We start from the raw sequence: 19756 nt of genomic DNA, 5'->3' as shown, positions 1-19756 counted from the left end.
CGCGGCGGGCATGATCATGGCCCCGAACGTCCTCGGCACGGGCTATGTCGCGGGCGGTGGCATGACCGTGGGCGCGGTCTTCGGCCGTATCGCGGGAGAGGAGGCCGCCCGCCATGCGGTTTCCTGAAACGCCATCGCCTGAAACGCCATCGCCCGAAAAACTTGCGCCGCTGGCCGAAGCCCGCCGCATCGCCACGATCTGCGCGGTCTGCAACTACTGCAACGGTTTCTGCGAGGCGATGCGGGCTATCGAGCGACGCGGGGAGCGCGCTTCCGTTGAACCGAAAGCCGCCGCAGCGCCCGCCTTCAGCGACGGCGACCTCGCCTATATCGCGCATCTTTGCCACAACTGCGGAAACTGCCTCACGTCCTGCCAATATGAGCCGCCGCATGTCTTCGCGGTGGATGCTCCGAAAGCACTGGCCGAGGTGCGCGCCCTCTCATGGCGGGAGCGCCCATGGCTTGCGCTCGCGATCTTCGTCGCGGTCGTCGCGCTGACCGTCGCGATCGTGCCATGGGGCACGCTCACCGCGCGACACGCGGGCGAGGGGGCATTCTACGCCGTCATTCCCTGGGCGACGATGACGGCGGCGACGCTGGCACCGTTCCTGTTGGGGCTTGCGCTCGTCGGCGTTCGCGTGGCGCGGTTCTGGCGCGCGATTTCGCGGGGCAACACGCGCGGCGGCGATTCACTGTGGCGCGCGATCCCGCTTGCGATCTGCGATGCGGCGACCCTGCGCAACCTCGAAGGCGGCGGCATCGCTTGCGAGCAAAGCACCGCGCGCCGCTTCCTCCATCACGCGCTCGCCTACGGCTTCCTGCTCTGCTTTGCGGCGACCTGCACCGCGACCGTCTATCATCACGGCTTCGGCTGGCTCGCGCCGTACCCGCTATTGAGTCTGCCGGTGATCCTCGGCACGGTGGGCGGCATCGGCATGGTGATTGGCGCGGCGGGGCTTGCTGGCGTGCGCACCCGCAGCGGCGCGGCCTTCGACACGACGGGCGATTTCGTCCTGTTGGCACAGCTTTTCGCCGTCGCCGCCTCCGGCCTCGCGCTGTTGGCGTTGCGCGACACCGCCGCGATGGGGCTGCTCCTCGCGGTGCATCTGGGCACTGTGCTGGGCTTCTTCGCGACGCTGCCCTTCGGCAGGTTCGCGCATGCGCCATATCGCGCGGCGGCGCTTCTAAAGGCTGCGATGGAACGGCGGCGGTAGTTGCGCTGCGGCTCAGCCTTCAACGGCGATGGTGTGGAAGAACGTGCCGCTGACGCAACCCCGACGCGCGCCCGTTTCGGCGCAAGGCTCGCCGCGCGCATCCACGGCATCGAGCAGCGGCGCGTCGTTCACCGCGAGCACGCTGGCATAATGAAACTCATGGCCCCAGAGCGTGCCGCCAGCCCGCCCAAGCGCGCCGTCCGCCAGAAGCCGCGCGCGCCGATAGCCGAGATGCAGCTTGCGCTTGGCGAAACTCGTCTCAAGGCCGAGCAGCCCCGCCATGGCGTGCCGCACGCCGTCTGCATCTTCGATCCCCGCGCCAAGCACCATATAGCCGCCGCACTCGCCGTGGACGCATGCGCCGCGGGTGGCGGCATCGCGAAGGCCGCCGAGGAAGCGCGAGGCGGCGGCAAGCGTCCCTGCGTGAAGCTCGGGATAGCCGCCGGGTAGCCACACCGCATCCGCTGAAGCGTCCGGCGCTTCGTCGGCCAGCGGTGAGAAACACAGGATTTCCGCGCCCGCGTCGCGCCAGCCTTGCAGCATGTGCGGATAGAGGAAGGAGAACGCGCGATCCTTCGCCACCGCAATGCGTTGGCCGGGTGGCGGCAGCGGCGGCGCGGATGGGGCGGCTTCGAGCGTGCACGGCGCGGCGCTGGCGACGATGGCATCGAGCGAAACCTGTGCGGCGACTTCATCCGCCAGCGTATCGAGCCAACCGTCGAGATCCGCATGCTCGCCCGCCTGCACGAGGCCGAGATGACGGTCCGGCAGCGCGATGGAGGCACGCCGACGCAACGCGCCGAGTATCGGCACACCGATCCGCTCCAGCGCGGCGCGGATAGGCCGCTCATGCCCTTCGCTCGCCACGCGGTTCAGGATAACGCCTGCGAGCTGTACATCATCGCGATAGAGCTTGCAGCCGAGCGCAACAGCCGCCGCAGTCTCGGACTGCGCGGACACATCCAGCACGAGCACCACCGGCCAGCTAGTGAGCGCGGCGAGGTCGGCAGTCGCGCCGCGCGCCGTTCGCCCTTCCGCCGCCACGCCGTCGAACAGGCCCATCACGCCTTCCGCGATGCACATATCCGAAGACGAGCCAGCCCGCGCGATGAGGCCGCCGATCAGCCCGCGCGGCATCGCCCACGTATCGAGGTTGAAGCTCGGTCGCCCACACGCTGCTTCGTGAAAGGCGGGGTCGATGTAGTCCGGCCCGGATTTGAACGGCTGCACCGCCACGCCGCGCCGCGTCAACGCGCGCATCAGGCCGAGCGAAAGCGTGGTTTTGCCCGCGCCCGACCGCACGGCGGAAATAATGACGCCGCGCGGCCCCGATGTGCCGCCACCCGTCATTCGCCGCGGCCCCGATAGCGGCGCTGATAGCCGGGATCGTAGAGCGCGCTTTCGCGGAAATCCGATGAGCCGAGAGAGTGGCCCACGAGGATCAGCGCGGTGCGGTCGATATGGGCCGCCTCCACCACCTTCGCGGCAAGTTCGCCGAGCGGCGCGCGGATGATCGTTTCCTCCGGCCAGCTCGCGCGGTAGACGACCGCCGCCGGGCAATCCGCGCCGTAGAACGGGAGAAGCTCCGCCACAACCTTGTCGAGCGCGTGGATCGACAGATGCACCGCGAGCGTCGCGCGCGTGGCGGCGAAGGCGGCAAGCGTCTCCGTGTCCGGCATGGCGGACGCGCGGCCTGAAGTCCGCGTCAGCACGACCGATTGCGCCACTTCGGGCAGCGTCAGCTCGCGGCCGAGCGCCGCCGCCGCCGCCGCGAAGGACGGCACGCCGGGCGTGACGGTGTACGGGATGCCGAGCGCATCGAGGCGGCGCGTCTGCTCGCCAAGCGCGCTCCACACCGATAGGTCGCCGGAATGCAGCCGCGCCACGTCATGCCCTGCCGCCGTCGCATCCACGATCTCGGCGACGATCTCGTCGAGCGACATCGGCGCGGTGTTCACGATGCGCGCGCCGGGCGGGCAGTGGCCGAGGATCGCCTCCGGCACGAGCGAGCCCGCATAGAGGCACACGGGACAGCGCGCGATGATGTCGCGGCCGCGAAGCGTCAGGAGGTCAGGCGCGCCCGGCCCCGCACCGATGAAATGAACGGTCATTCGGTCTCTCCCTTGGAGCATCTCCGCTTAAAACGAGATCGTGGAATGCTCTATCTCATTGTTCTGACGCAATGCCGGACGGAAAACCGGTTCCCACTTTTCCAGGAATTGCTTTCGCGGCGGCGTCTTTGCCGATGGCGATGGCGCAAGCCGCCTCGCGGTTGGTGACGCGCGCGCAGAGAAGCCGCGCGCCGGGTCCGGCTGCGGCGAGCGCCGCCGCTTCGGCAACCGAGGGCACGCCTTTTTCCGCCAGCACGCGCGCCGACAGAGTTAGCCCGCCCGGCGCAGCCTCGGCCAGATCCGACTCGCTCACAAGCGCGACGCGCATGCGAAGACGCTGCGCCGCTTCCAGAAACCCCGGCTCGGCGGCTTTATCCGCGAGCGTGGCCAACGCGGTGAGTGAGGCCGCCTCGACGCCCGCCGCTTCGAGCGCCGCCACGACAGCGCCGCCGATGGCATCCGCCCCCGCGTTCTTGCGGAAGCCGAGCCCCGCGACGATGGTCGTCTTGCCCGTCATGATTTCACCGCGCGCCACTGCGTGACGGGCATCGCCGCGCGCCATCCGGTGAAGCTGCCCAGCGCCGACGCGCGCGAAATTTCGATGCGGGTGAGCTCACCGCCACGCCGTTTGAACGCATCCACCAGCAGCGCCTCGCTTTCGAGCGTCACGGCGTTGGCGACGATGCGGCCGCCAAGCTTCAGCGCGTTCCATGCAGCATCGAACACGCCCGCGTCCGTCAGCCCGCCGCCGACGAATACGGCGTCCGGCGCGGGCAGATCCGCCAGCGCATCGGGCGCACGGCCCTGCACCACGCGAAGATCCGGCGCGCCGAGCGCCAGCGCGTTGCGCATCGCCCGCGCTGCCCGCTCCGTGTTCTCCTCAATGCCGATGGCGCGCATGGTCGGATGCCGCAGCAGCCACTCGATGGCGATGGAGCCGGAGCCGAGGCCGATGTCCCACAGGAGTTCGCCGGGCCGGGGCGCGAGCGCCGCAAGCGTCACGGCGCGCACCTCGCGCTTTGTCAACAGGCCGTCGCTCTCGAACAGCGAATCGTCGAGGCCGGGCGTCAGCGGCACGATGCGCGCATCCGCGCCGCCCGCCACCTCGATGGCGAACACGTTCAGCGCGGCGATGCCATCAAGCGTGAACGCGTCGGCGCGCGCGCTACTGACGCGCTCACCCATGCCGCCCATTTCCTCCAGCACCGTGCATATGGATGCGCCGAAACCGAGATCCGTCAGCAGCCGTGCGGCTTTCGCAGGCGTCGAACCATCCCATGACAGCGCGAGGATGCGCGCGCCGGGAAACAGATGCCGGACGAGCCCTTCCAGCGCGCGGCCATGCAGCGTGATCGCGGCAACGTCCTGCAACGCCCAAGCCATGCGCGACGCGGCGAGGCTGAAGGATGACGGTTGCGGCACGCAGAGAATTTCGTCCGCGCTGGCGAAGGTCGCGATTTGCTTGCCGACGCCATAATGAAATGGGTCGCCGCTTGCCAGCACGCACACAGGCCGCCCGCGCCGCTCGGCGATCAGCGGGAAGGCGTCGTGCAGCGGGCTCGGCCATGGAAGCGTCTCGCCCCGGATCAGCGGTGCCGCAAGCGCGAGATGCCGCGCCCCGCCGACCACCAGTTCAGCGCTCGAAACGAGCGCGCGCGCATGCGCCGTCAGCCCCTCGACGCCGTCTTCGCCGATGCCGACGATAGACAGCCAGCGCCGAAGCGTGTTTGTTTCCCGCGTTTCCATCATGAGGCCCGTCGCGCCTTCGCGACATACCGTGAGAGTTCACGATGCGACTTCTGATCCTTGGCGGCACGGCCGATGCATCCGCGCTCGCGAAGCGGCTGGTGGGGGACGCGCGGTTCGAGCCCACGTTGTCGCTCGCGGGCCGCACCGTTTCGCCCGCAACGCCAGCCATTCCGTTCCGCATCGGCGGCTTCGGTGGAGCGGACGGCCTCGCGGCATACCTCCGTGAAGAGCGCATCGACGCGATGATCGACGCGACGCATCCCTTCGCCGCGCGCATCTCCGCCAATGCCGTCAAGGCGGCGGAAGCGGCAAGTGTTCCGCTCGTGAGCCTCGTGCGCCCGGCATGGGCGCGGCACGAGGGCGACCGCTGGATTTCCGCATCCTCGCCGGAAGCCGCAGCCGCCGCTCTCGGCGACGCCCGGCGCAACGTGTTCCTGACCGTGGGGCGGCTCGAACTGCCCGCGTTCGCCGCCGCGCCTCAGCACCGTTACGTGGCGCGTGTGATCGACCGGCCCGAGGGCGTGGCGTTGCCGCCCGACCTCGCCTTCATCGAAGCGCGTGGGCCTTATGACGCCGAAGCCGAGTTGAGGCTGATGCGCGAAGGCGGGTTCGATGTGGTGGTTTCCAAGAACTCGGGCGGCGCGGCAACCTACGGCAAGATCGAGGCGGCGCGCGTGCTCGGCCTGCCCGTGGTGATGATCGAACGGCCGGAGAAGCCTGCGGGCCATGCGCTCGGTTCGCCCGCCGAAGCGGTGGCGTGGCTCGAAACGCTGCTCGCCGCGCGCGATCATTCCGGGGTGCGCTCCGAACGCGGCGTATAGACCCAGGGCCGCGCGCCGTCGCGCTCGATAAGCCGCGTCGTGCTCGCGCCGATCATGACGAGCGTGCGCATGTCCGCGATGGATGGGTCCGCTTCGGCCAGCGTCGTCACCGTGACGCGCGCCTCCGCCGTGCCCGCCGCACGCACGAACAGCACGACCGTATCGCCCGCTTTCACGTCGCGCAGAATGTCGAGCGCCGCGCCCAATTGATGCGGGCGCGCGAGCGACTTCGCATTGTACAGCGAGATTACGAAATCCGCTTCGGCCGCCGCGCGGAGACGGCGCTCCACCGTCGCCCAGCTTTTGAGATTGTCGGAGAGCGAGATGGCGCAGAAATCGCCGCCGAGCGGCGCTCCGACTTCTGCCGCCACGGCCAGCATCGCGGTTACGCCCGGTTCGACGCGGATGTCGAGCGCGCGCCAGGCTGGATCGCCCGCGTCGACCGCCTCGAAGATCGCCGCCGCCATGGCGAAAACGCCCGCATCGCCGCCAGAGACGACGGCAACCCGACGCCCCTGCACCGCAAGCTCCAGCGCATGGCGCGCGCGGTCAATCTCGACGCGATTGCCGGATGCGTGGCGCGTCTGCCCTTCGCGCTGCGGCACGCGGTCGAGATAGAGGCCGTAGCCGATGAGGTCGGTCGCCTCGGCCAGCGCGAGGCTTGCGGCGGGTGTGGTGTAAGCCGCATCGCCCGGCCCGACCCCGACGATGACGAGCGAGCCCGTCATATGCGCCTCCCGTTGCCGGGAATGAGGATCATGGAGAAATAGGGTGCCTTCGCTGCGTCCACGTCTGCCAGCGGCGCGACGCGCTCGCCGGGCATGGTGCCGCGCTCCACATAGATCGCGCGGTCGAGAAGGCCCGCCTGTGCCACCGCGCGGCGCACCTTCGCGAGATTGCGGCCAACTTTCATGATCGCGGCGGCATCGGTGTCGGCGAGACGGCGGGCGAGCGTCGCCTCGTCGAGCGTGCCGGGCAGCACCGTCAGCACGTCGTCGCCCCAGGTGAGCGGCGCATTCGCCTTGGCCGCGCAGCCCGAAATGCCGATGACGCCGGGCACGATCTCGACCGGAAAATCGCGCTCCAGCCTGCGCCACATATGCATGAACGAGCCGTAGAAGAACGGGTCGCCCTCGCCCATCAGCCCGACAGACCTGCCCGCGCGCAGCAGTGCGGCGAGCCGTTCCGCCGACGCCTCGTAGAAATCGCGCATCGGGCTGGTGTAGGCGGCATCCTCGACCGGCGCTTCGGTCGTGACGGGATAGTATAGCGTCAATTCCTCGCGGCCCGGCTCGATCAGCGGTGCGGCCACGGAGCGGGCGCAGCTTTCGCGGCCCTCCTTCGCGAAACAGGCGAGCACATCGACCGAACGGATCAGCCCCGCCGCGCGCAGCGTGAGATAGCGCACGTCGCCCGGCCCGACGCCTATGCCGTAAAGCGTGCCCGCTTCCGCGCCGCCCGCGATAAGTTCGAGCGGGCTCATTCCTTCTCGCTCGCGAGCGCGTTGACGGCGGCGGCGGCCATGGCGCTTCCGCCCCGGCGGCCTCTCACGACGAGATAAGGCACGCGACCATCGGCGGCGAGCGCATCCTTCGACTCCGCCGCGCCGACGAAACCGACCGGCGTGCCGATGATCGCTGCGGGCGCGGGCGCACCGTCGTCCAGCATTTCGAGGAGGCGGAACAGCGCGGACGGCGCGTTGCCGATGGCGACCACCGCACCGTCGAGATGCGGCCGCCAGAGTTCCATCGCGGCGGCGGAGCGCGTGTTGCCGATGTCTTTCGCAAGCTCGGGCACGGTTTCATCCGCAAGCGTACAGATCACGGCATTGCTCGCCGGCAGGCGCGCGCGCGTGACGCCGAAAGCGACCATGTTCGCGTCGCAGAGGATCGGCGCGCCCGCGAGCAATGCCCCGCGCGCGGCGGCGGCGAAGCCCGGCGACATTTCGAGGTCGTTCACCACATCGACCATGCCGCAGGCGTGGATGATGCGCACGGCCACCTTCGCCTCAAGTTCGTCGAAGCGCGAGAGGTCGGCCTCGCTGCGGATGATGGAGAAGGAGCGGCGATAGATCTCGGCTCCATCGCGGATATAGTCCCGCGGGGCGGGCTTCTGGGCTTCGGTCATCGATTTTGGGGCGGACATGGACGTGGCTCGGCTCAGTCGGATCGGCTCAATGGGATCAGCTTGGCGCTCCGTCAAAAAATGCAGTTAGCCAATGCGCGCGCGGGCTGTCAAACGCAATCGGGGCGCGTGGAATGCCACAGCGTCAAAGCGCCGTGAAGGCGACGACGGCCGCTGCGAGCGCATTCGCCTGAATGAGGCAGGCCGTGCGATAGAGACGCAGCGCCGCGCGGATGTCATCGGCCGTGAGCGCGGCTCGCCCGTCGCCCATCCACGAATCATCGACCAGCGTGCCGCCATAGACGCGCGGGCCGCCGAGCTTGAAGCCGAGCGCGCCCGCCATCGCGGCTTCCGGCCAACCCGCGTTTGGCGAGCGATGGCGGCGCGCATCGCGGAACACCGCGCGGGCTGCATTCTCGGCGGAGGCGGAAGGCTGAAGCAGCGCGGCGAGCGCGAGCCACAGCGCGGCAAGGCGCGAGCCCGGCAGGTTCAGGAGATCGTCCAGCCGCGCCGACGCCCAGCCGAAGGCGTGGTAGCGCTCGGACTTATGCCCGATCATGCTGTCGGCGGTGTTGACGGCCTTATAGGCAGCCGCCGCCGGAAGGCCGCCCAGCGCGAGCCAGAACAGCGGCGCGACGACGCCATCGGAAAAATTCTCGGCGAGGCTTTCCACCGCCGCGCGGCTGACGCCGGCTTCGTCGAGCGCGGACACGTCGCGGCCGACGAGAAAGGTCACGGCCTCGCGCCCGCCGTCGAGACCGTCCGCTTCCAGCCGGTCGGCGACAGCCTCCGCGTGCTCGGCGAGGGCCCGCTGCGCGAGGAGCGAGCTCGCGATAATGCCGCCGACAATGATGGCGGCAAGCGGCGGCAGGGTGCTTTCGAGCGCGGCCCATAAACCGGCGCTGATCGCGACCGTTGCGCCGAGCATCAGCGCGAGCGTGACGATGCCGCCCGCGCGCCGCTCTCCGAACGTCCATGCTGGCCGGTTCAAGTTCCGGTCGCACCATGATAAGAGTGCGCCGATCCACGTCACCGGATGGCCCACGGCGCGGAACAGCGCGTTCGGATAACCTGCTGCGGCTTCAACCAGAAGCGCGATGAGGGCGAGCGTGGTGAACATGACCCGAAAGGCGAAAGCGTGGATGCGCGATGAAATGTAACGCTCCTATAGATGAAGCTGCGGCTGCGGGAAATCGCCGGGACGAAAAAAATCCTGGCGAGCGGTCTGAGCGTGAGCACGCTGCCCCCGCGCATGACGGGATGGCGCATGGCGGCGCGCTCGACGAGGCGCGACGGCGCTGGCCGAATGCGCCCGAGCCGTGGATCGACCTTTCGACCGGCATAAACCCGGTGGCCTATCCAGTGCCGGAAATCGACGCGGCGGCGTGGACGCGGCTGCCCCTGGCGTCCGAAGAACGCGCGTTGCGGGAAGCGGCGGCGGCGCGTTACGGTGCGAAAAGCGCGGATTGCATCGTCGCTGCGCCGGGTACGCAGGCGTTGATCCAGATCCTGCCGAGGCTGGTAGCGCCCGGTTCCCGGCGAGGTTGCGCTGCTCCCGCCGCCGAGCCGTTGCAAGAGGGCGCACGGCCACACGTCGCGGTGCTGTCTCCAACCTATGCCGAGCACGCAGCGGCGTGGCGGCGCGAGGGGCACGATTTGCGCGAGGTCGCTTCGCTCGCCGATACGCGCGGCGCGGACGCAGTCGTCGTCGTCAACCCGAACAACCCGACCGGCCGATTGATCGCCGCCGACGCGTTGGCCGAATGGGCGGTATCGCTCGCGCAGCGTGGCGGGCTGCTCGTGGTCGACGAAGCCTTCATGGATGTCGCAGAGGCGGGCGCGAGCGTCGTCCCTTCGCTGCCGCCGTCGACAATCGTGCTGCGCTCCTTCGGCAAGATGTACGGGCTGGCGGGCGTGCGCCTCGGCTTCGCGGTCGCGGAACCTGCGCTCGCGGGGCGGCTTCGCGGCATGCTCGGCCCGTGGGCGGTGTCCGGCCCGGCGCTCGCCATCGGCACGGCGGCTCTCAACGACGGCGCATGGCTCGAAGCGGCCCGCTCGCGTCTTGCCGCCGATACCGCGCGCCTCGACGCCCTTCTCGCGGGTGCTGGATGCGAAATCGTCGGCGGAACGAACCTCTATCGTCTCGCCGCATGCGCGAAAGCGCCAGATCGCCCCGGCGCGCACAACGCTTTGACGCTCGCGAACCGTCTCGGCGAGCACGGCATTCTTGTCCGGCGCTTTACCTATGAGCGCTCCTGGCTGCGCTTCGGCATTCCGGGCGGCGCGGAAGCCTGGCAGCGCCTTGAACGGGCGCTTCACGCCTGATGGGGAACCGCTGGCGGTGGATCAGGGCTGCCTCTGCGATGCCTTCGCGGCGGTCTTCAGCGGCCCGGTTCTGGCGTTGAGCCGGGCCTCTGCCAGCGCAAGCCATTTGCGGCAACTCGCGAGTTGCAGATTGCAACGCACGGCGATGCGCGGCTTCTGCGGCGCGGACACGGGCGACCTCCCCGACAGCGCAACGGTCACGGTGCCGCCGCGCTCCGCTTCGCGCGCCGAGCGTTCGATGAGCTGCCGGGCGGTCATGGGGGAGAGGAACGGGTTGGCGCGGACGGCGGCTTCGCTGAAAATGCCGGAGACGCGCTCCTCCGGCTCGGCTTCCAGAACCTTGAGCGCGGTGGCGGCTCCGGCGAAAAAGGCGAGCCGCAGATTGGCCGGGGTCGCGGGCTGATTCTTTTCGGCGAGGGCGGCGGCGTTTTCGCGTGTGAACAGCAGCGCAACCGTCCGCGAGACGGCGTAATCGGTGCGGAGCGCGAGGATTTCGAAATCGTTCTTGCCCGCCGCGAGGTCGGGCAGATTGCGTTTCACCACGTCGAGGAACGTGGACTCGATGAATTGATACGGACCGAGCGCCGATGAAAGCGGGTTTTTCGCGAACTGCCGCCCGCCCGATTCCGCGCGCATGAGCCGGTCGAGGAAAATGTTTTCGGCTTCGGTCGGCGCCGGGTTGGGGGCAATTTTCGGTTGCTGTGTTTCGGCCTGCGGCTTATCGGCGGTTTCGTTCGCCTTGCCGGTCGCGGGACTCGCGACGCTCGCCGCGCGGCTGTCGGGCTCTCCCCCGGCCGCCAGAACGGTCGCACTCCACACAACACACAAAACGCATACGAAAACCCGCATCGCGCGTCACCCGCCCGTTACGCTCATGGGCCGCGCGATCCGCGTGTCGTCGGCCTTGTCGATGACAAAGTCGTGGCCGCGCGGCTTGCGGGCGAGAGCGGCGTCGAGGGCCTCCGATAGCCGCGCGTTCGAGGCGTCCGCGCGAAGAGGCGCTCGGAGGTCCGCCGCGTCTTCCTGCCCGAGGCATAGGTAGAGCTGGCCGGTGGCGGTGACGCGAAGGCGGTTGCAGCCTTCGCAGAAGGATCGCGACATCGGCGTGATGAAGCCGAGCCTGCCGCCGGTTTCGCGCACGCGCGCATATCGCGCCGGACCGCCGGTGCTGTCGGGAAGGGCGTCGAGGGTGAACCGCGCGGAAAGCCGAGCGCGCACGTCGGATAGCGGCAGGTAACTTCCGTACCGCCCGCCTTCGATGGCGCCGAGAGGCATGGTCTCGATCAAGGTCAGGTCCATTCCTTCCGCATGGCACCAGAGTAGCATGTCCTCGATTTCGCTGTCGTTAATGGCCTTCAGCGCGACCATGTTGATCTTGATGCGCAGCCCGGCAGCCTGCGCGGCGCGGATGCCTGCGAGCGCCGCGGCGAGATCGCCCCGGCGCGTCACGGCCCTGAATTTGTCCGCGTCGCGCGTGTCGAGCGAGATGTTGACGCGGCGCACGCCGGCATCCTTCAGCGGTGCGGCAAACTCGGCCATGCGGCTGCCGTTGCTCGTCAGCGTCACCTCGTCGAGCGTCCCCGCATCGAGATGGCGGGAGAGCGCGCGCACAAGCCACAGGAGGTTGCGCCGCATCAGAGGCTCGCCGCCGGTGAGCCGGATTTTCCGTACGCCTTTCGCGATGAAGCCAGCGCAGAGGCGGTCCAGCTCCTCCAGCGTGAGCAGTTCGGCTTTCGGCAGAAACTGCATGCGATCCGGCATGCAATAGACGCAGCGGAAATCGCAGCGGTCAGTGACCGATACGCGCAGGTAGGTGATATGCCGCCCGAAGGGATCGACCATGGCGGGTGCGGCGCTGACGGGCGATAGCGTGGCGGCTTCTGTCAGGTGTAGCGTCATGCGGTATCCGGGTTTCGCGGCTGGAGCCGGGAACCCTGACCGGCTCGAAATGCTGATATGTGAATGCGGCAGTGGTTGTCAGCGCCCACGCGCTCACGAAATGATGATGAGACGCCGCCAAGCCGTCGGGCGCTTAGCGTCTATTTTGCATAAGTCTCGGATGATAATGCTGCTCTTCACGCGCCTGAGTTTGCCTGGGAGATGCTCGGCAAAAATCTGGAGCGGACGATCTGGAGTGACTCGCCATGGAAGCATATGAATCGCTGGTAACCCGGGTGAGCCCGTCCATTCTCGAAGAACCGGCGCCCGACCATGAAATCGAACGCAAGATCGTCGCGGCGGCGCTTCGCGCTCCCGATCACAAGCGGCTGAGGCCGTGGCGGTTCATCTCCATTCGAGGCGACGCACGGGCGAAGCTCGGCGAGATTTTCGCGGCGGCGTATCAGAACAAAGCGCCGAACGCCTCGCCGGAGGTGATCGCCCGCGAGAAGAAGAAGCCGCTGCGCGCGCCGCTGATCCTCGTTGTGCTGGCAAAGATCGTCGACGACGCGAATGTGCCCGCCATCGACCAGAAGTTCTCGGCGGCGGCGGCGGCGCAGAACATCATCCTCGCGAGCGAGGCGCTCGGTTTCGGCGCGGTATGGAAGACGGGCGACGCCGCTACCGATCCGCTCATCAGGGAAGCGCTCGGCGTGAAGGCGAACGAAGAGATCGTTGCATACATCTATATCGGCACGGTGAAAGCGCGACCGAACCCGCCCGCGCCGCTCGAAGTATCGGCATTTCTCACAAGCTGGCCCGCCTAGTGCTTTGGCGCATTACGTTTGGTCCACAGTGCCGATGCTCTCCAGCAACGTATGCGCCTCAAGAGCACTAGCAACCGATTTATTCTAGTGGTTCAAACCTAACACTTGGTCCCCTCCGGCGCGTCGGCGGCAACACAGCCATCGAACCTTTGCGGACCTACAGGGACGCGGCAGTTTCCATAAGCCGACCGTCAGCCGCCATCGGCCCGACTCCGACATCTGACCGCCATAATGACCGCCGCATTGTTTAGCTACGAATGGTGAATGATTCACAAACGCATCACTCTCGTCGAGGCCGAAGTCGGCGACTTTTCGAGCTTCAAAAGCGAGCTTCAGACAGCATTCGCTGTGGCCGTAGTTGATGAATTCGGCCAACTGCCGGATGGCCCGATTCCATCTGACACCGATCTGGATGCCGCCATGGGCGCGCCAGACGCCGTGGTGCTCCGCATCCAATTCGATCATCAGCCGATAGGAGGGGCCATCCTGTCTATCAATGAAGAGACTAAGCACAATTCGCTCGGGCTCTTCTTCCTTTCCCCAAAGAAACACGGGCGTGGTCTTGGGTACTTGGCTTGGCAGGCCATCGAGCGCCGCTACCCCGAGACGCTCGTCTGGCATACGCACACGCCATATTTCGAAAAGAGGAACATCCACTTCTACGTGAACAAGTGTGGTTTCAAGATTGTCGAATTCTTCAACGACCGCCACCTAGATCCACACGGGCCGAGTTCGAGCGAATTCCCGGGCGCTGACGAGGGATTCCGTTTCGAGAAGATCATGAAAGGTTAGTAGGCCGATATCGGTCATCAACGCGCGCGAGTAGTCGCTTCTTGTGGTTCGCCCTGACATTTGATTCTCGAAGGGAATTCCCTGGCCGCAGACGGCGTGCGAGTCAGCGGCATGCAAACCGGCGTCACCCTCTGACCCCAGGCCGCAATCAATCGCTACCTCGACGGCCCCACCGCTCAGGCCAAGCCCAAGCCCTTCCAATGGGTCGCCGATCCCGACAAAATCATCGCCGCCGTCAGGCGCGGGCGCCAAGCGTTAGATTCAGCGGGACTGAACACCTAGTGCAGCATTTTACATTTAATGACGTTGCCAACTACAGCGAGCGTGAAAGAAAAGTTTACTTCACTAGCAGGGAATCGTGCCGCCGCACGCGCTACCCTTCGGCGCAGAGGCCCGGCTCGGAGTCGTCGCCCGCCAGCACTTCGGCGATGTGGCGAACCTCGACCACTCGCCCTTCGCGCGCGAGTTTGCCCGCGATATTCATGAGGCAGCCGAGGTCGGCGCCCGTAAGCACTTCGGCGTTGGTATCGACCACGCGCTCGGCCTTTTGCGTCACGATGGCGTTGGAAATTTCGGGGTATTTGAGCGCGAACGCTCCGCCGAAACCGCAGCACACGTCGCGGTCGCTCATTTCTGCGAGAGTGAGGCCGTCGAGGCTCTTTAAAAGCGCGCGCGGCTGCGAGGCGACGCCAAGTTCCCGCACCGACGAGCAGGAGTCGTGATAGGTCACGCGGCGCGGATAGGCTCGGCCGGAAAAATCCACGCCGAGAATGTCGGCGAGAAAGGCGGTGAGCTCGCTGGTGCGGCTTGCAAGGCCCTCCGCGCGCGCGCGCCAAGACGGCTCCGTTTCCGCGTCGAACAGGCCGGGATAATGCTTCGCGATCATGGCCGCGCACGAGCCTGACGGCACCACGACGTAAGGGAAGGTCTCGAAGGCGGCGATGACCTGTTTCGCAATCTCTCTCGCCGCTTCGCGATCGCCCGAATTATAGGCGGGCTGGCCGCAGCAGGTCTGCGTTTCGGGAACGATGACCTCGCATCCCGCCTCTTCGAGGAGCTTCACCGTTGCGAAAGCGGCCGAAGGCCGGAAGATATCCACAAGGCAGGTGACGAAAAGCGCCACGCGAACCGTCTGGTGGCTTCGAGCAGCACTCTGCCTACTTGGCTCCATCCTGGATTCCCCATCAATCGCCCTGCTAACAGCCAGAGCGTGTGCATCGCGCCAGAGCACTACGCCGAAAAGTGTATGCGGCTTTTGCATACGCGAAGCGACAGGATAATTGGAGTGCACGCAGATGCGCACGCTCCAATTATTTAGCGCCATCAATGAGGCCGCGAAGTTGCCTCGACTTTCGCCGGTGAATCCTCGTCAGCCGACAAGCGCGCGCTGGAACCTGAGCGCGTGGGAGGTTAACGAAGTCGGCGTGCCGAAAGCCACCGCGTACCGCGAGCATGCCGCTCCTCCGGTTAATCGATCAGCGTGCGGAAATAGGCGATCGTCGGTTTCAGGCCTTCCGAAAGCGGAACTTCCGGTCCCCAGCCAAGCTTCGCCTGCGCGAGCGCGATATCAGGCTGGCGCTGCTTCGGATCGTCGGCAGGCAGCGGGCGGTAAACGATTTCGCTGGCGGAATCGGTCTGCCGGACGATCTCACGCGCGAGTTCGAGCATCGAGAATTCGCCCGGGTTGCCCAGATTGACGGGGCCGATGAAGCCGGCGGGGCTGTTCATCAGCCGCACGAGCCCGTCGATCAGATCGTCGACATAGCAGAAGGAGCGCGTTTGCCGCCCGTCGCCGTACAGCGTTATGGGCTCGTTCGTCAGCGCCTGGACGATGAAATTCGACACGACGCGGCCATCGGCGCGATGCATGCGCGGACCGTACGTGTTGAAGATCCGCGCGACCTTGATGTCGAGTTGGTGCTGGCGGTTATAGTCGAAGAACAGCGTTTCCGCGCAGCGCTTGCCTTCGTCGTAGCAGGAGCGGGGGCCGATAGGATTCACGTTGCCCCAGTAATCCTCGTGCTGCGGGTGGATGGCGGGATCGCCGTAAACCTCGCTCGTCGAAGCCTGAAGGATGCGGCATTTCAGGCGCTTGGCCAGCCCCAGCATGTTGATGGCGCCATGCACGCTGGTTTTCGTCGTCTGCACCGGGTCGTGCTGATAGTGCACCGGCGAGGCAGGGCAGGCGAGATTGTAGATCTCGTCCACCTCGACATAGAGAGGAAGCGTCACGTCGTGGCGCATGAACTCGAAGCGCGGCTGCCCGTGCAAATGATCGATGTTGCGCTTCGTCCCGGTGAAAAGATTGTCCACGCAGAGCACTTCGTGACCGTCGGCAAGAAGACGGTCGATCAGGTGCGATCCCAGGAAACCGGCGCCTCCTGTAACCAGAACGCGTTTCCGGCTTTCATAAAGTCTTGGCATGATCAATGGCCTCGCTCAAATGCGCTGAATAATCATCAAGTGGCTTTCCCGCCGGACCACCGGCGGGCATGGAAAGGTACTTGTCCAGACGGCTGTGAAGCCGCGTCGCGAAATCGCTGAAGCGGAAATTGCGCTGCCAGCGCGCATGCCCGGCGAGCCCCATGGCGGCGGCCTTGTCCGTGTTCCGCAGCAGAAAGATCAGCCGATCCGCGAGATCGTCCTCGCGGTCGAGATCGGCGTTGAAACCGGTCACGCCATCGACGTTCACCTCGCGCCCGGCATCATGAATCGACGCGACAACCGGTAGGCCGCGCCGCATCGCCTCCGCGTAGACGATGCCGAAGCCCTCGTTTCGGCTTGGCATGGCGAAGACGTGCGCTGCGTCCCAAAGGGCGGGGAGCGCCTCTTCCGGCACGAAACCGAGCACGTCGATGCTCTCGCGGGCGGGCGACGACGCGGCTGCCGCCCGAATCGCGTCGAGACCGCTGCCGCCGCCTGCGATGACGAGGCGGGCTTCCGGGACCGCCGCCATGACCTGCGGCCATGCCGCGATCAACTCACGATGGCCTTTGTAATCCTCCGCCGCCTCGATCCGGCCGAGAATGAGCACGGAAGGCGGCCCCTGGAAGGAAGCGAGCGCATGCGGCGCGTCATCGCTTTCCGTCGAAAGGGAGCAAACTTGCGCCCGAGGCAGCGGGCCGCGCAGCGTCTCGAATTTTGCGAGGGTGAAGGCGGAGTTCACCAGCACGATGTCGGCCCCGGCAAGCGCGCGCGCTCGTGCCGGTGAGCCGTCGTACCAGACTTCGATGCCGTGAATCCAAGTCGCGTAGGGCCTCAGCCTTCCGAGCGCACGAGGATGAGCGCGGGCTGTCCCGACCGAGTCGTAAAGAGCGAATGGATTGCGAAGGGCGAGCCGGTTCGCCGCGAGGAGGAACTTGAATTTGCTGCCGCGTGCCAGGCGGGCGGCGACGCCATCGACCTCAACGGGTTCCGTATCGAGGAAGCTCAGGAGGTCTACGCGGACGCCGGAGCCGATCAAGGCGCGCACCGACATGCGGGCGACGGCGGAGATACCGCCAGCGCCGGGCCTCAAAAGCGTCGCTCCCAGAAAAACCTTCGAACCGCGATGTTCCAAGCGATCCTCCCACCAAAGATGGGAAAGCATATAATTGGTTCCATCGGCAACCTTTGGGCGCAGTTTTCCACCGCTCGCGCACCGCTATTGGAGGAATGCGAACGATCGGAATCTCGCCACGGCAGCGGGCGCTCCACAATTGCATCGCATTTGAGATGCCGATAAAGATGTGCGTTCATGCGAGGCTGTTCTGACAGCCGCGCCACGGGGGCTGCTGGCGGCTCATGGCTTTCAGCGGACGCGCGATAAGGATCGACGAGACATGACAGATCTTCCGCCGCTTCGATTGGGCATCGCCGGTCTCGGCACGGTGGGCGCGGGACTGGTGTCCCTGCTGCGCGAAAACGGCGCGGCTATCGCCGATCGCTCGGGCCGCAGCATCGAGGTCGCGGGCGTGTCGGCGCGAACGCCGGGCAAGGATCGCGGCGTGGATCTTACGGGCATTCCGTGGTTCGCGAACGCCTGCGATCTCGCGCGAAGCGACAGCATAGACGTGTTCGTGGAACTGATCGGCGGCGATGAAGGCCCGGCGCTGCAAAGCGTCGAAGTGGCGCTCGAAGCGGGCAAGCATGTCGTCACGGCGAACAAGGCGCTTCTCGCGCGCCATGGGGTGTATCTCGCGGGACTGGCGGAGAAGAAGGGCCTCGCGCTCAATTTCGAGGCGGCGATCGCGGGCGGTATTCCGATCGTCAAGGGCCTGCGCGAAAGCCTGCTCGGCAACTCCATCAGCCGCGTCTACGGCATCCTGAACGGCACCAGCAACTACATCCTCACCCGCATGCAGCGCGAGGGACTGCCCTTCGCGGAGGTGCTCGCGGAAGCGCAGGCGCTCGGCTACGCGGAAGCGGACCCGACCTTCGATGTCGACGGTCAGGACGCGGGCCACAAGCTTGCGCTGCTTTCGGCGCTCGCTTTCGGCGTTCGGCCCGATTTCGGCGCGATCCACCTCGAAGGCATTCGCGGCATCACGCCCGACGACTTCGACGCCGCTGAAGAACTGGGCTACCGCATCAAGCTTCTCGCCGTGGCGATCCAGACCGAAAACGGCATCGAGGCGCGCGTTTCGCCGACGATGATCCCGAAGACGAGCGCGCTGGCGGGCGTAGACGGCCCCCTCAACTCCGTCGCGGTCGAGGGCGACTATTCGGGTCTTATCATTCTCGCGGGGCCGGGCGCCGGATCGAGGGCCACCGCGTCGTCGGTGGCGAGCGACATCATCGACATCGCGCGCGGCCACATCAGCCCGCCCTTCATTTTGCCTGTCGCGAAACTGCGCCAGCAGACGCGCCCCGGCATGTTCTCGCACGAGGGCGGCTTCTACATCCGCCTTTCGGTCTTCGACCGGCCGGGGGCCATCGCAGCCATCGCGACGCGCATGGCCGAGCAGCAGATTTCGCTCGAAAGCGTGGTTCAGAAGCGCGCGCCGCTCGATCTGCCGGGGATCAGCCGCGCGGGCCAAGCGGGCGAGCCGACGCCGGTCGTCATGATCACGCATCGCACGCGCGAGGAGCGGCTACGCAGCGCGCTCGCCGCTATCGTCGAGGATGGGCACGTCTCCGGCGTTCCCCAGACGATACGCATTGAGGCGCTTTAGCCCCACGTGCTACAGCTTCAGAGCGCGACCGGCTCAAACGCAGCCGGCGACGCGCTCGAAGATCTATCGCAATTCCGGACGGAAAATCGGTTCCCGCTTTTTCGGGAATTGCTTCAGCCACCTGAGTTTCGCGGGAGGGCCAGGACCATGGCAAACGAGCCGTCATTCGCCAGACCGGCGAGCAGTCTCATGCGCACGCTTTCCCTCGACATCGCCCGTGTGACGGAGGGCGCGGCCGTCGCCGCGGCCAAGCTCCGCGGGCGGGGCGACGAGCGGCAGGCGGACGCCGCCGCCGTTGCAGCCATGCACCGCGAGCTTGCCGATCTCGCCATCGACGGCCGCATCGTGATCGGCGAGGGCGAGCGTGACGAAGTGCCGCTCCTCTATGAAGGCGAGGAACTGGGCGTCGGCGGCCAGCCCGTCGACATCGCGGTCGACCCGCTCGAAGGCACGACGCTCTGCGCGAAATCGCTGCCGGGCGCGCTGGCGGTCGTCACGATGAGCGAGCGCGATTGCATGCTCAAGGTGCCCGACGTCTACATGGAGAAGATCGCCATCGGGCCGGGCTACGAGCCGGGGCTGGTGAGCCTTGACCGTTCCATCGAGGAAAACCTCGCCCGTCTCGCATCCGCGAAGGGGGCGCGCGTGTCCGAGCTTACGGCGTGCGTGCTCGACAGGCCGCGCCACGCCAGGTTGATCGAGGAGATCCGTGCGGCCGGCGCTGCTGTGGCGCTGATCGGCGACGGCGACATCGCGGGCGTG

The 19756-nt window shown here is 66.9% G+C and carries 20 protein-coding genes; 7 read left to right on the top strand and 13 right to left on the bottom strand.

What is annotated here, in order from left to right:
- Positions 1-113: 113 nt before the first annotated feature.
- A complete protein-coding gene (gene tcuB, locus T281_RS10240) occupies positions 114-1214 on the top strand; it encodes a tricarballylate utilization 4Fe-4S protein TcuB (RefSeq protein WP_037238135.1) in 1101 nt (366 codons plus the stop codon).
- A gap of 12 nt (positions 1215-1226) precedes the next feature.
- Here the strand turns inward: tcuB and T281_RS10235 are convergent, their stop codons facing one another.
- The 4 genes from T281_RS10235 to T281_RS10220 are packed head-to-tail and all read right to left on the bottom strand — an operon-like array spanning position 1227 to position 5074.
- Positions 1227-2564: a cobyrinic acid a,c-diamide synthase CobB gene (locus T281_RS10235; protein WP_037238133.1), complete on the bottom strand. Its 1338-nt coding sequence runs from the start codon at positions 2562-2564 to the stop codon at positions 1227-1229.
- The gene (cobM, locus tag T281_RS10230) at positions 2561-3325 is read right to left on the bottom strand and encodes a precorrin-4 C(11)-methyltransferase (RefSeq protein WP_037238130.1); all 765 of its coding nucleotides are present in this window, start codon (positions 3323-3325) and stop codon (positions 2561-2563) included. The genes T281_RS10235 and cobM overlap by 4 nt, the downstream gene beginning before the upstream one ends.
- 55 nt (positions 3326-3380) lie before the next feature.
- On the bottom strand, positions 3381-3842 hold the full coding sequence (locus tag T281_RS10225; protein WP_052037353.1) for a cobalamin biosynthesis protein: 462 nt from the start codon (positions 3840-3842) through the stop codon (positions 3381-3383).
- Positions 3839-5074, bottom strand: a complete 1236-nt coding sequence (locus tag T281_RS10220; RefSeq protein WP_037238128.1) for a bifunctional cobalt-precorrin-7 (C(5))-methyltransferase/cobalt-precorrin-6B (C(15))-methyltransferase — start codon at positions 5072-5074, stop codon at positions 3839-3841. Before T281_RS10220 ends, T281_RS10225 begins: the two co-directional genes overlap by 4 nt.
- Before the next feature lie 41 nt (positions 5075-5115).
- Between T281_RS10220 and T281_RS10215 the strand changes: the two genes are divergently transcribed.
- Positions 5116-5895 carry a cobalt-precorrin-6A reductase gene (locus T281_RS10215; protein WP_037238126.1) on the top strand — a complete coding sequence of 260 codons (780 nt, stop codon included), beginning with the start codon at positions 5116-5118 and terminating at the stop codon, positions 5893-5895.
- Here T281_RS10215 and cobJ read toward each other — a convergent pair.
- The 4 genes from cobJ to cbiB all read right to left on the bottom strand — a co-directional run bounded on the left by cobJ (position 5862) and on the right by cbiB (position 9139).
- Positions 5862-6623: a precorrin-3B C(17)-methyltransferase gene (gene cobJ, locus T281_RS10210; protein ID WP_037238124.1), complete on the bottom strand. Its 762-nt coding sequence runs from the start codon at positions 6621-6623 to the stop codon at positions 5862-5864. The genes T281_RS10215 and cobJ overlap by 34 nt on opposite strands.
- A complete protein-coding gene (locus T281_RS10205) occupies positions 6620-7378 on the bottom strand; it encodes a precorrin-2 C(20)-methyltransferase (RefSeq protein WP_037238122.1) in 759 nt (252 codons plus the stop codon). The genes cobJ and T281_RS10205 overlap by 4 nt, the downstream gene beginning before the upstream one ends.
- Entirely contained in the window at positions 7375-8040 is a 666-nt protein-coding gene (locus T281_RS10200; RefSeq protein ID WP_199502467.1) for a precorrin-8X methylmutase, read from the bottom strand. The genes T281_RS10205 and T281_RS10200 overlap by 4 nt, the downstream gene beginning before the upstream one ends.
- 124 nt (positions 8041-8164) lie before the next feature.
- A complete protein-coding gene (cbiB, locus tag T281_RS10195) occupies positions 8165-9139 on the bottom strand; it encodes an adenosylcobinamide-phosphate synthase CbiB (RefSeq protein WP_037238118.1) in 975 nt (324 codons plus the stop codon).
- Positions 9140-9279: 140 nt separating this feature from the next.
- On the opposite strand from cbiB, the gene cobD reads away from it, so the two are divergent.
- Positions 9280-10344 carry a threonine-phosphate decarboxylase CobD gene (gene cobD / locus T281_RS10190; protein WP_052037352.1) on the top strand — a complete coding sequence of 355 codons (1065 nt, stop codon included), beginning with the start codon at positions 9280-9282 and terminating at the stop codon, positions 10342-10344.
- A gap of 21 nt (positions 10345-10365) precedes the next feature.
- Here the strand turns inward: cobD and T281_RS10185 are convergent, their stop codons facing one another.
- Positions 10366-11193, bottom strand: coding sequence for a hypothetical protein (locus tag T281_RS10185; RefSeq protein WP_155955203.1), 828 nt, complete (start codon positions 11191-11193; stop codon positions 10366-10368).
- Positions 11194-11199: 6 nt separating this feature from the next.
- Positions 11200-12231 (bottom strand): GTP 3',8-cyclase MoaA, encoded by a 1032-nt coding sequence (moaA, locus tag T281_RS10180; RefSeq protein WP_420834876.1) that lies wholly within the window; start codon positions 12229-12231, stop codon positions 11200-11202.
- A gap of 257 nt (positions 12232-12488) precedes the next feature.
- On the opposite strand from moaA, the gene T281_RS10175 reads away from it, so the two are divergent.
- Both T281_RS10175 and T281_RS10170 read left to right on the top strand, forming a co-directional pair.
- Positions 12489-13049, top strand: a complete 561-nt coding sequence (locus T281_RS10175) for a nitroreductase family protein (protein WP_037238110.1) — start codon at positions 12489-12491, stop codon at positions 13047-13049.
- 264 nt (positions 13050-13313) lie between these two features.
- Complete coding sequence (locus T281_RS10170; RefSeq protein WP_037238108.1) at positions 13314-13841, top strand: GNAT family N-acetyltransferase; 528 nt, start codon at positions 13314-13316, stop codon at positions 13839-13841.
- Between the two features lie 373 nt (positions 13842-14214).
- On the opposite strand, the gene T281_RS10165 is transcribed toward T281_RS10170, so the two are convergent.
- From T281_RS10165 to T281_RS10155, 3 genes are all read right to left on the bottom strand, one after another.
- The gene (locus T281_RS10165) at positions 14215-15012 is read right to left on the bottom strand and encodes a (Fe-S)-binding protein (protein ID WP_037238106.1); all 798 of its coding nucleotides are present in this window, start codon (positions 15010-15012) and stop codon (positions 14215-14217) included.
- A gap of 296 nt (positions 15013-15308) precedes the next feature.
- On the bottom strand, positions 15309-16265 hold the full coding sequence (locus tag T281_RS10160; RefSeq protein WP_037238103.1) for a UDP-glucuronic acid decarboxylase family protein: 957 nt from the start codon (positions 16263-16265) through the stop codon (positions 15309-15311).
- Positions 16249-17400 (bottom strand): glycosyltransferase family 4 protein, encoded by a 1152-nt coding sequence (locus T281_RS10155; RefSeq protein ID WP_245269208.1) that lies wholly within the window; start codon positions 17398-17400, stop codon positions 16249-16251. Before T281_RS10155 ends, T281_RS10160 begins: the two co-directional genes overlap by 17 nt.
- A 262-nt stretch (positions 17401-17662) precedes the next feature.
- Here T281_RS10155 and T281_RS10150 point away from each other — a divergent pair, with 262 nt between their 5' ends.
- Together T281_RS10150 and T281_RS10145 are read left to right on the top strand one after the other, a co-directional pair.
- Positions 17663-18994 (top strand): homoserine dehydrogenase, encoded by a 1332-nt coding sequence (locus tag T281_RS10150; RefSeq protein ID WP_037238100.1) that lies wholly within the window; start codon positions 17663-17665, stop codon positions 18992-18994.
- A gap of 147 nt (positions 18995-19141) precedes the next feature.
- Positions 19142-19756, top strand: a 615-nt coding sequence (locus T281_RS10145; RefSeq protein ID WP_037238137.1) for a fructose-bisphosphatase class II, incomplete at its 3' end; no start/stop codon positions are given.

It is taken from the genome of Rhodomicrobium udaipurense JA643 (assembly GCF_000636015.1).
In the GTDB taxonomy this organism is placed as follows: Bacteria; Pseudomonadota; Alphaproteobacteria; order Rhizobiales; family Rhodomicrobiaceae; genus Rhodomicrobium; species Rhodomicrobium udaipurense.
The sequence above is the reverse complement of the archived record's forward strand: the minus strand, read 5'-3'. Positions and strand labels throughout refer to the sequence as shown.

Bases quoted from the DNA above. Each gene is read 5' to 3' on its own strand.
- T281_RS10235 (WP_037238133.1), bottom strand. From the start codon at position 2,564: ATGACGGGTGGCGGCACATCGGGGCCGCGCGGCGTCATTATTTCCGCC.
- T281_RS10215 (WP_037238126.1), top strand. From the start codon at position 5,116: ATGCGACTTCTGATCCTTGGCGGCACGGCCGATGCATCCGCGCTCGCG.
- T281_RS10160 (WP_037238103.1), bottom strand. From the start codon at position 16,265: ATGCCAAGACTTTATGAAAGCCGGAAACGCGTTCTGGTTACAGGAGGC.
- cobD (WP_052037352.1), top strand. From the start codon at position 9,280: ATGGCGCATGGCGGCGCGCTCGACGAGGCGCGACGGCGCTGGCCGAAT.
- T281_RS10205 (WP_037238122.1), bottom strand. From the start codon at position 7,378: ATGAGCCCGCTCGAACTTATCGCGGGCGGCGCGGAAGCGGGCACGCTT.
- T281_RS10165 (WP_037238106.1), bottom strand. From the start codon at position 15,012: ATGGAGCCAAGTAGGCAGAGTGCTGCTCGAAGCCACCAGACGGTTCGC.
- tcuB (WP_037238135.1), top strand. From the start codon at position 114: ATGCGGTTTCCTGAAACGCCATCGCCTGAAACGCCATCGCCCGAAAAA.
- T281_RS10185 (WP_155955203.1), bottom strand. From the start codon at position 11,193: ATGCGGGTTTTCGTATGCGTTTTGTGTGTTGTGTGGAGTGCGACCGTT.
- T281_RS10150 (WP_037238100.1), top strand. From the start codon at position 17,663: ATGACAGATCTTCCGCCGCTTCGATTGGGCATCGCCGGTCTCGGCACG.
- T281_RS10225 (WP_052037353.1), bottom strand. From the start codon at position 3,842: ATGACGGGCAAGACGACCATCGTCGCGGGGCTCGGCTTCCGCAAGAAC.
- cbiB (WP_037238118.1), bottom strand. From the start codon at position 9,139: ATGTTCACCACGCTCGCCCTCATCGCGCTTCTGGTTGAAGCCGCAGCA.
- cobJ (WP_037238124.1), bottom strand. From the start codon at position 6,623: ATGACGGGCTCGCTCGTCATCGTCGGGGTCGGGCCGGGCGATGCGGCT.
- T281_RS10220 (WP_037238128.1), bottom strand. From the start codon at position 5,074: ATGATGGAAACGCGGGAAACAAACACGCTTCGGCGCTGGCTGTCTATC.
- T281_RS10200 (WP_199502467.1), bottom strand. From the start codon at position 8,040: ATGTCCGCCCCAAAATCGATGACCGAAGCCCAGAAGCCCGCCCCGCGG.
- T281_RS10175 (WP_037238110.1), top strand. From the start codon at position 12,489: ATGGAAGCATATGAATCGCTGGTAACCCGGGTGAGCCCGTCCATTCTC.
- T281_RS10170 (WP_037238108.1), top strand. From the start codon at position 13,314: ATGATTCACAAACGCATCACTCTCGTCGAGGCCGAAGTCGGCGACTTT.
- cobM (WP_037238130.1), bottom strand. From the start codon at position 3,325: ATGACCGTTCATTTCATCGGTGCGGGGCCGGGCGCGCCTGACCTCCTG.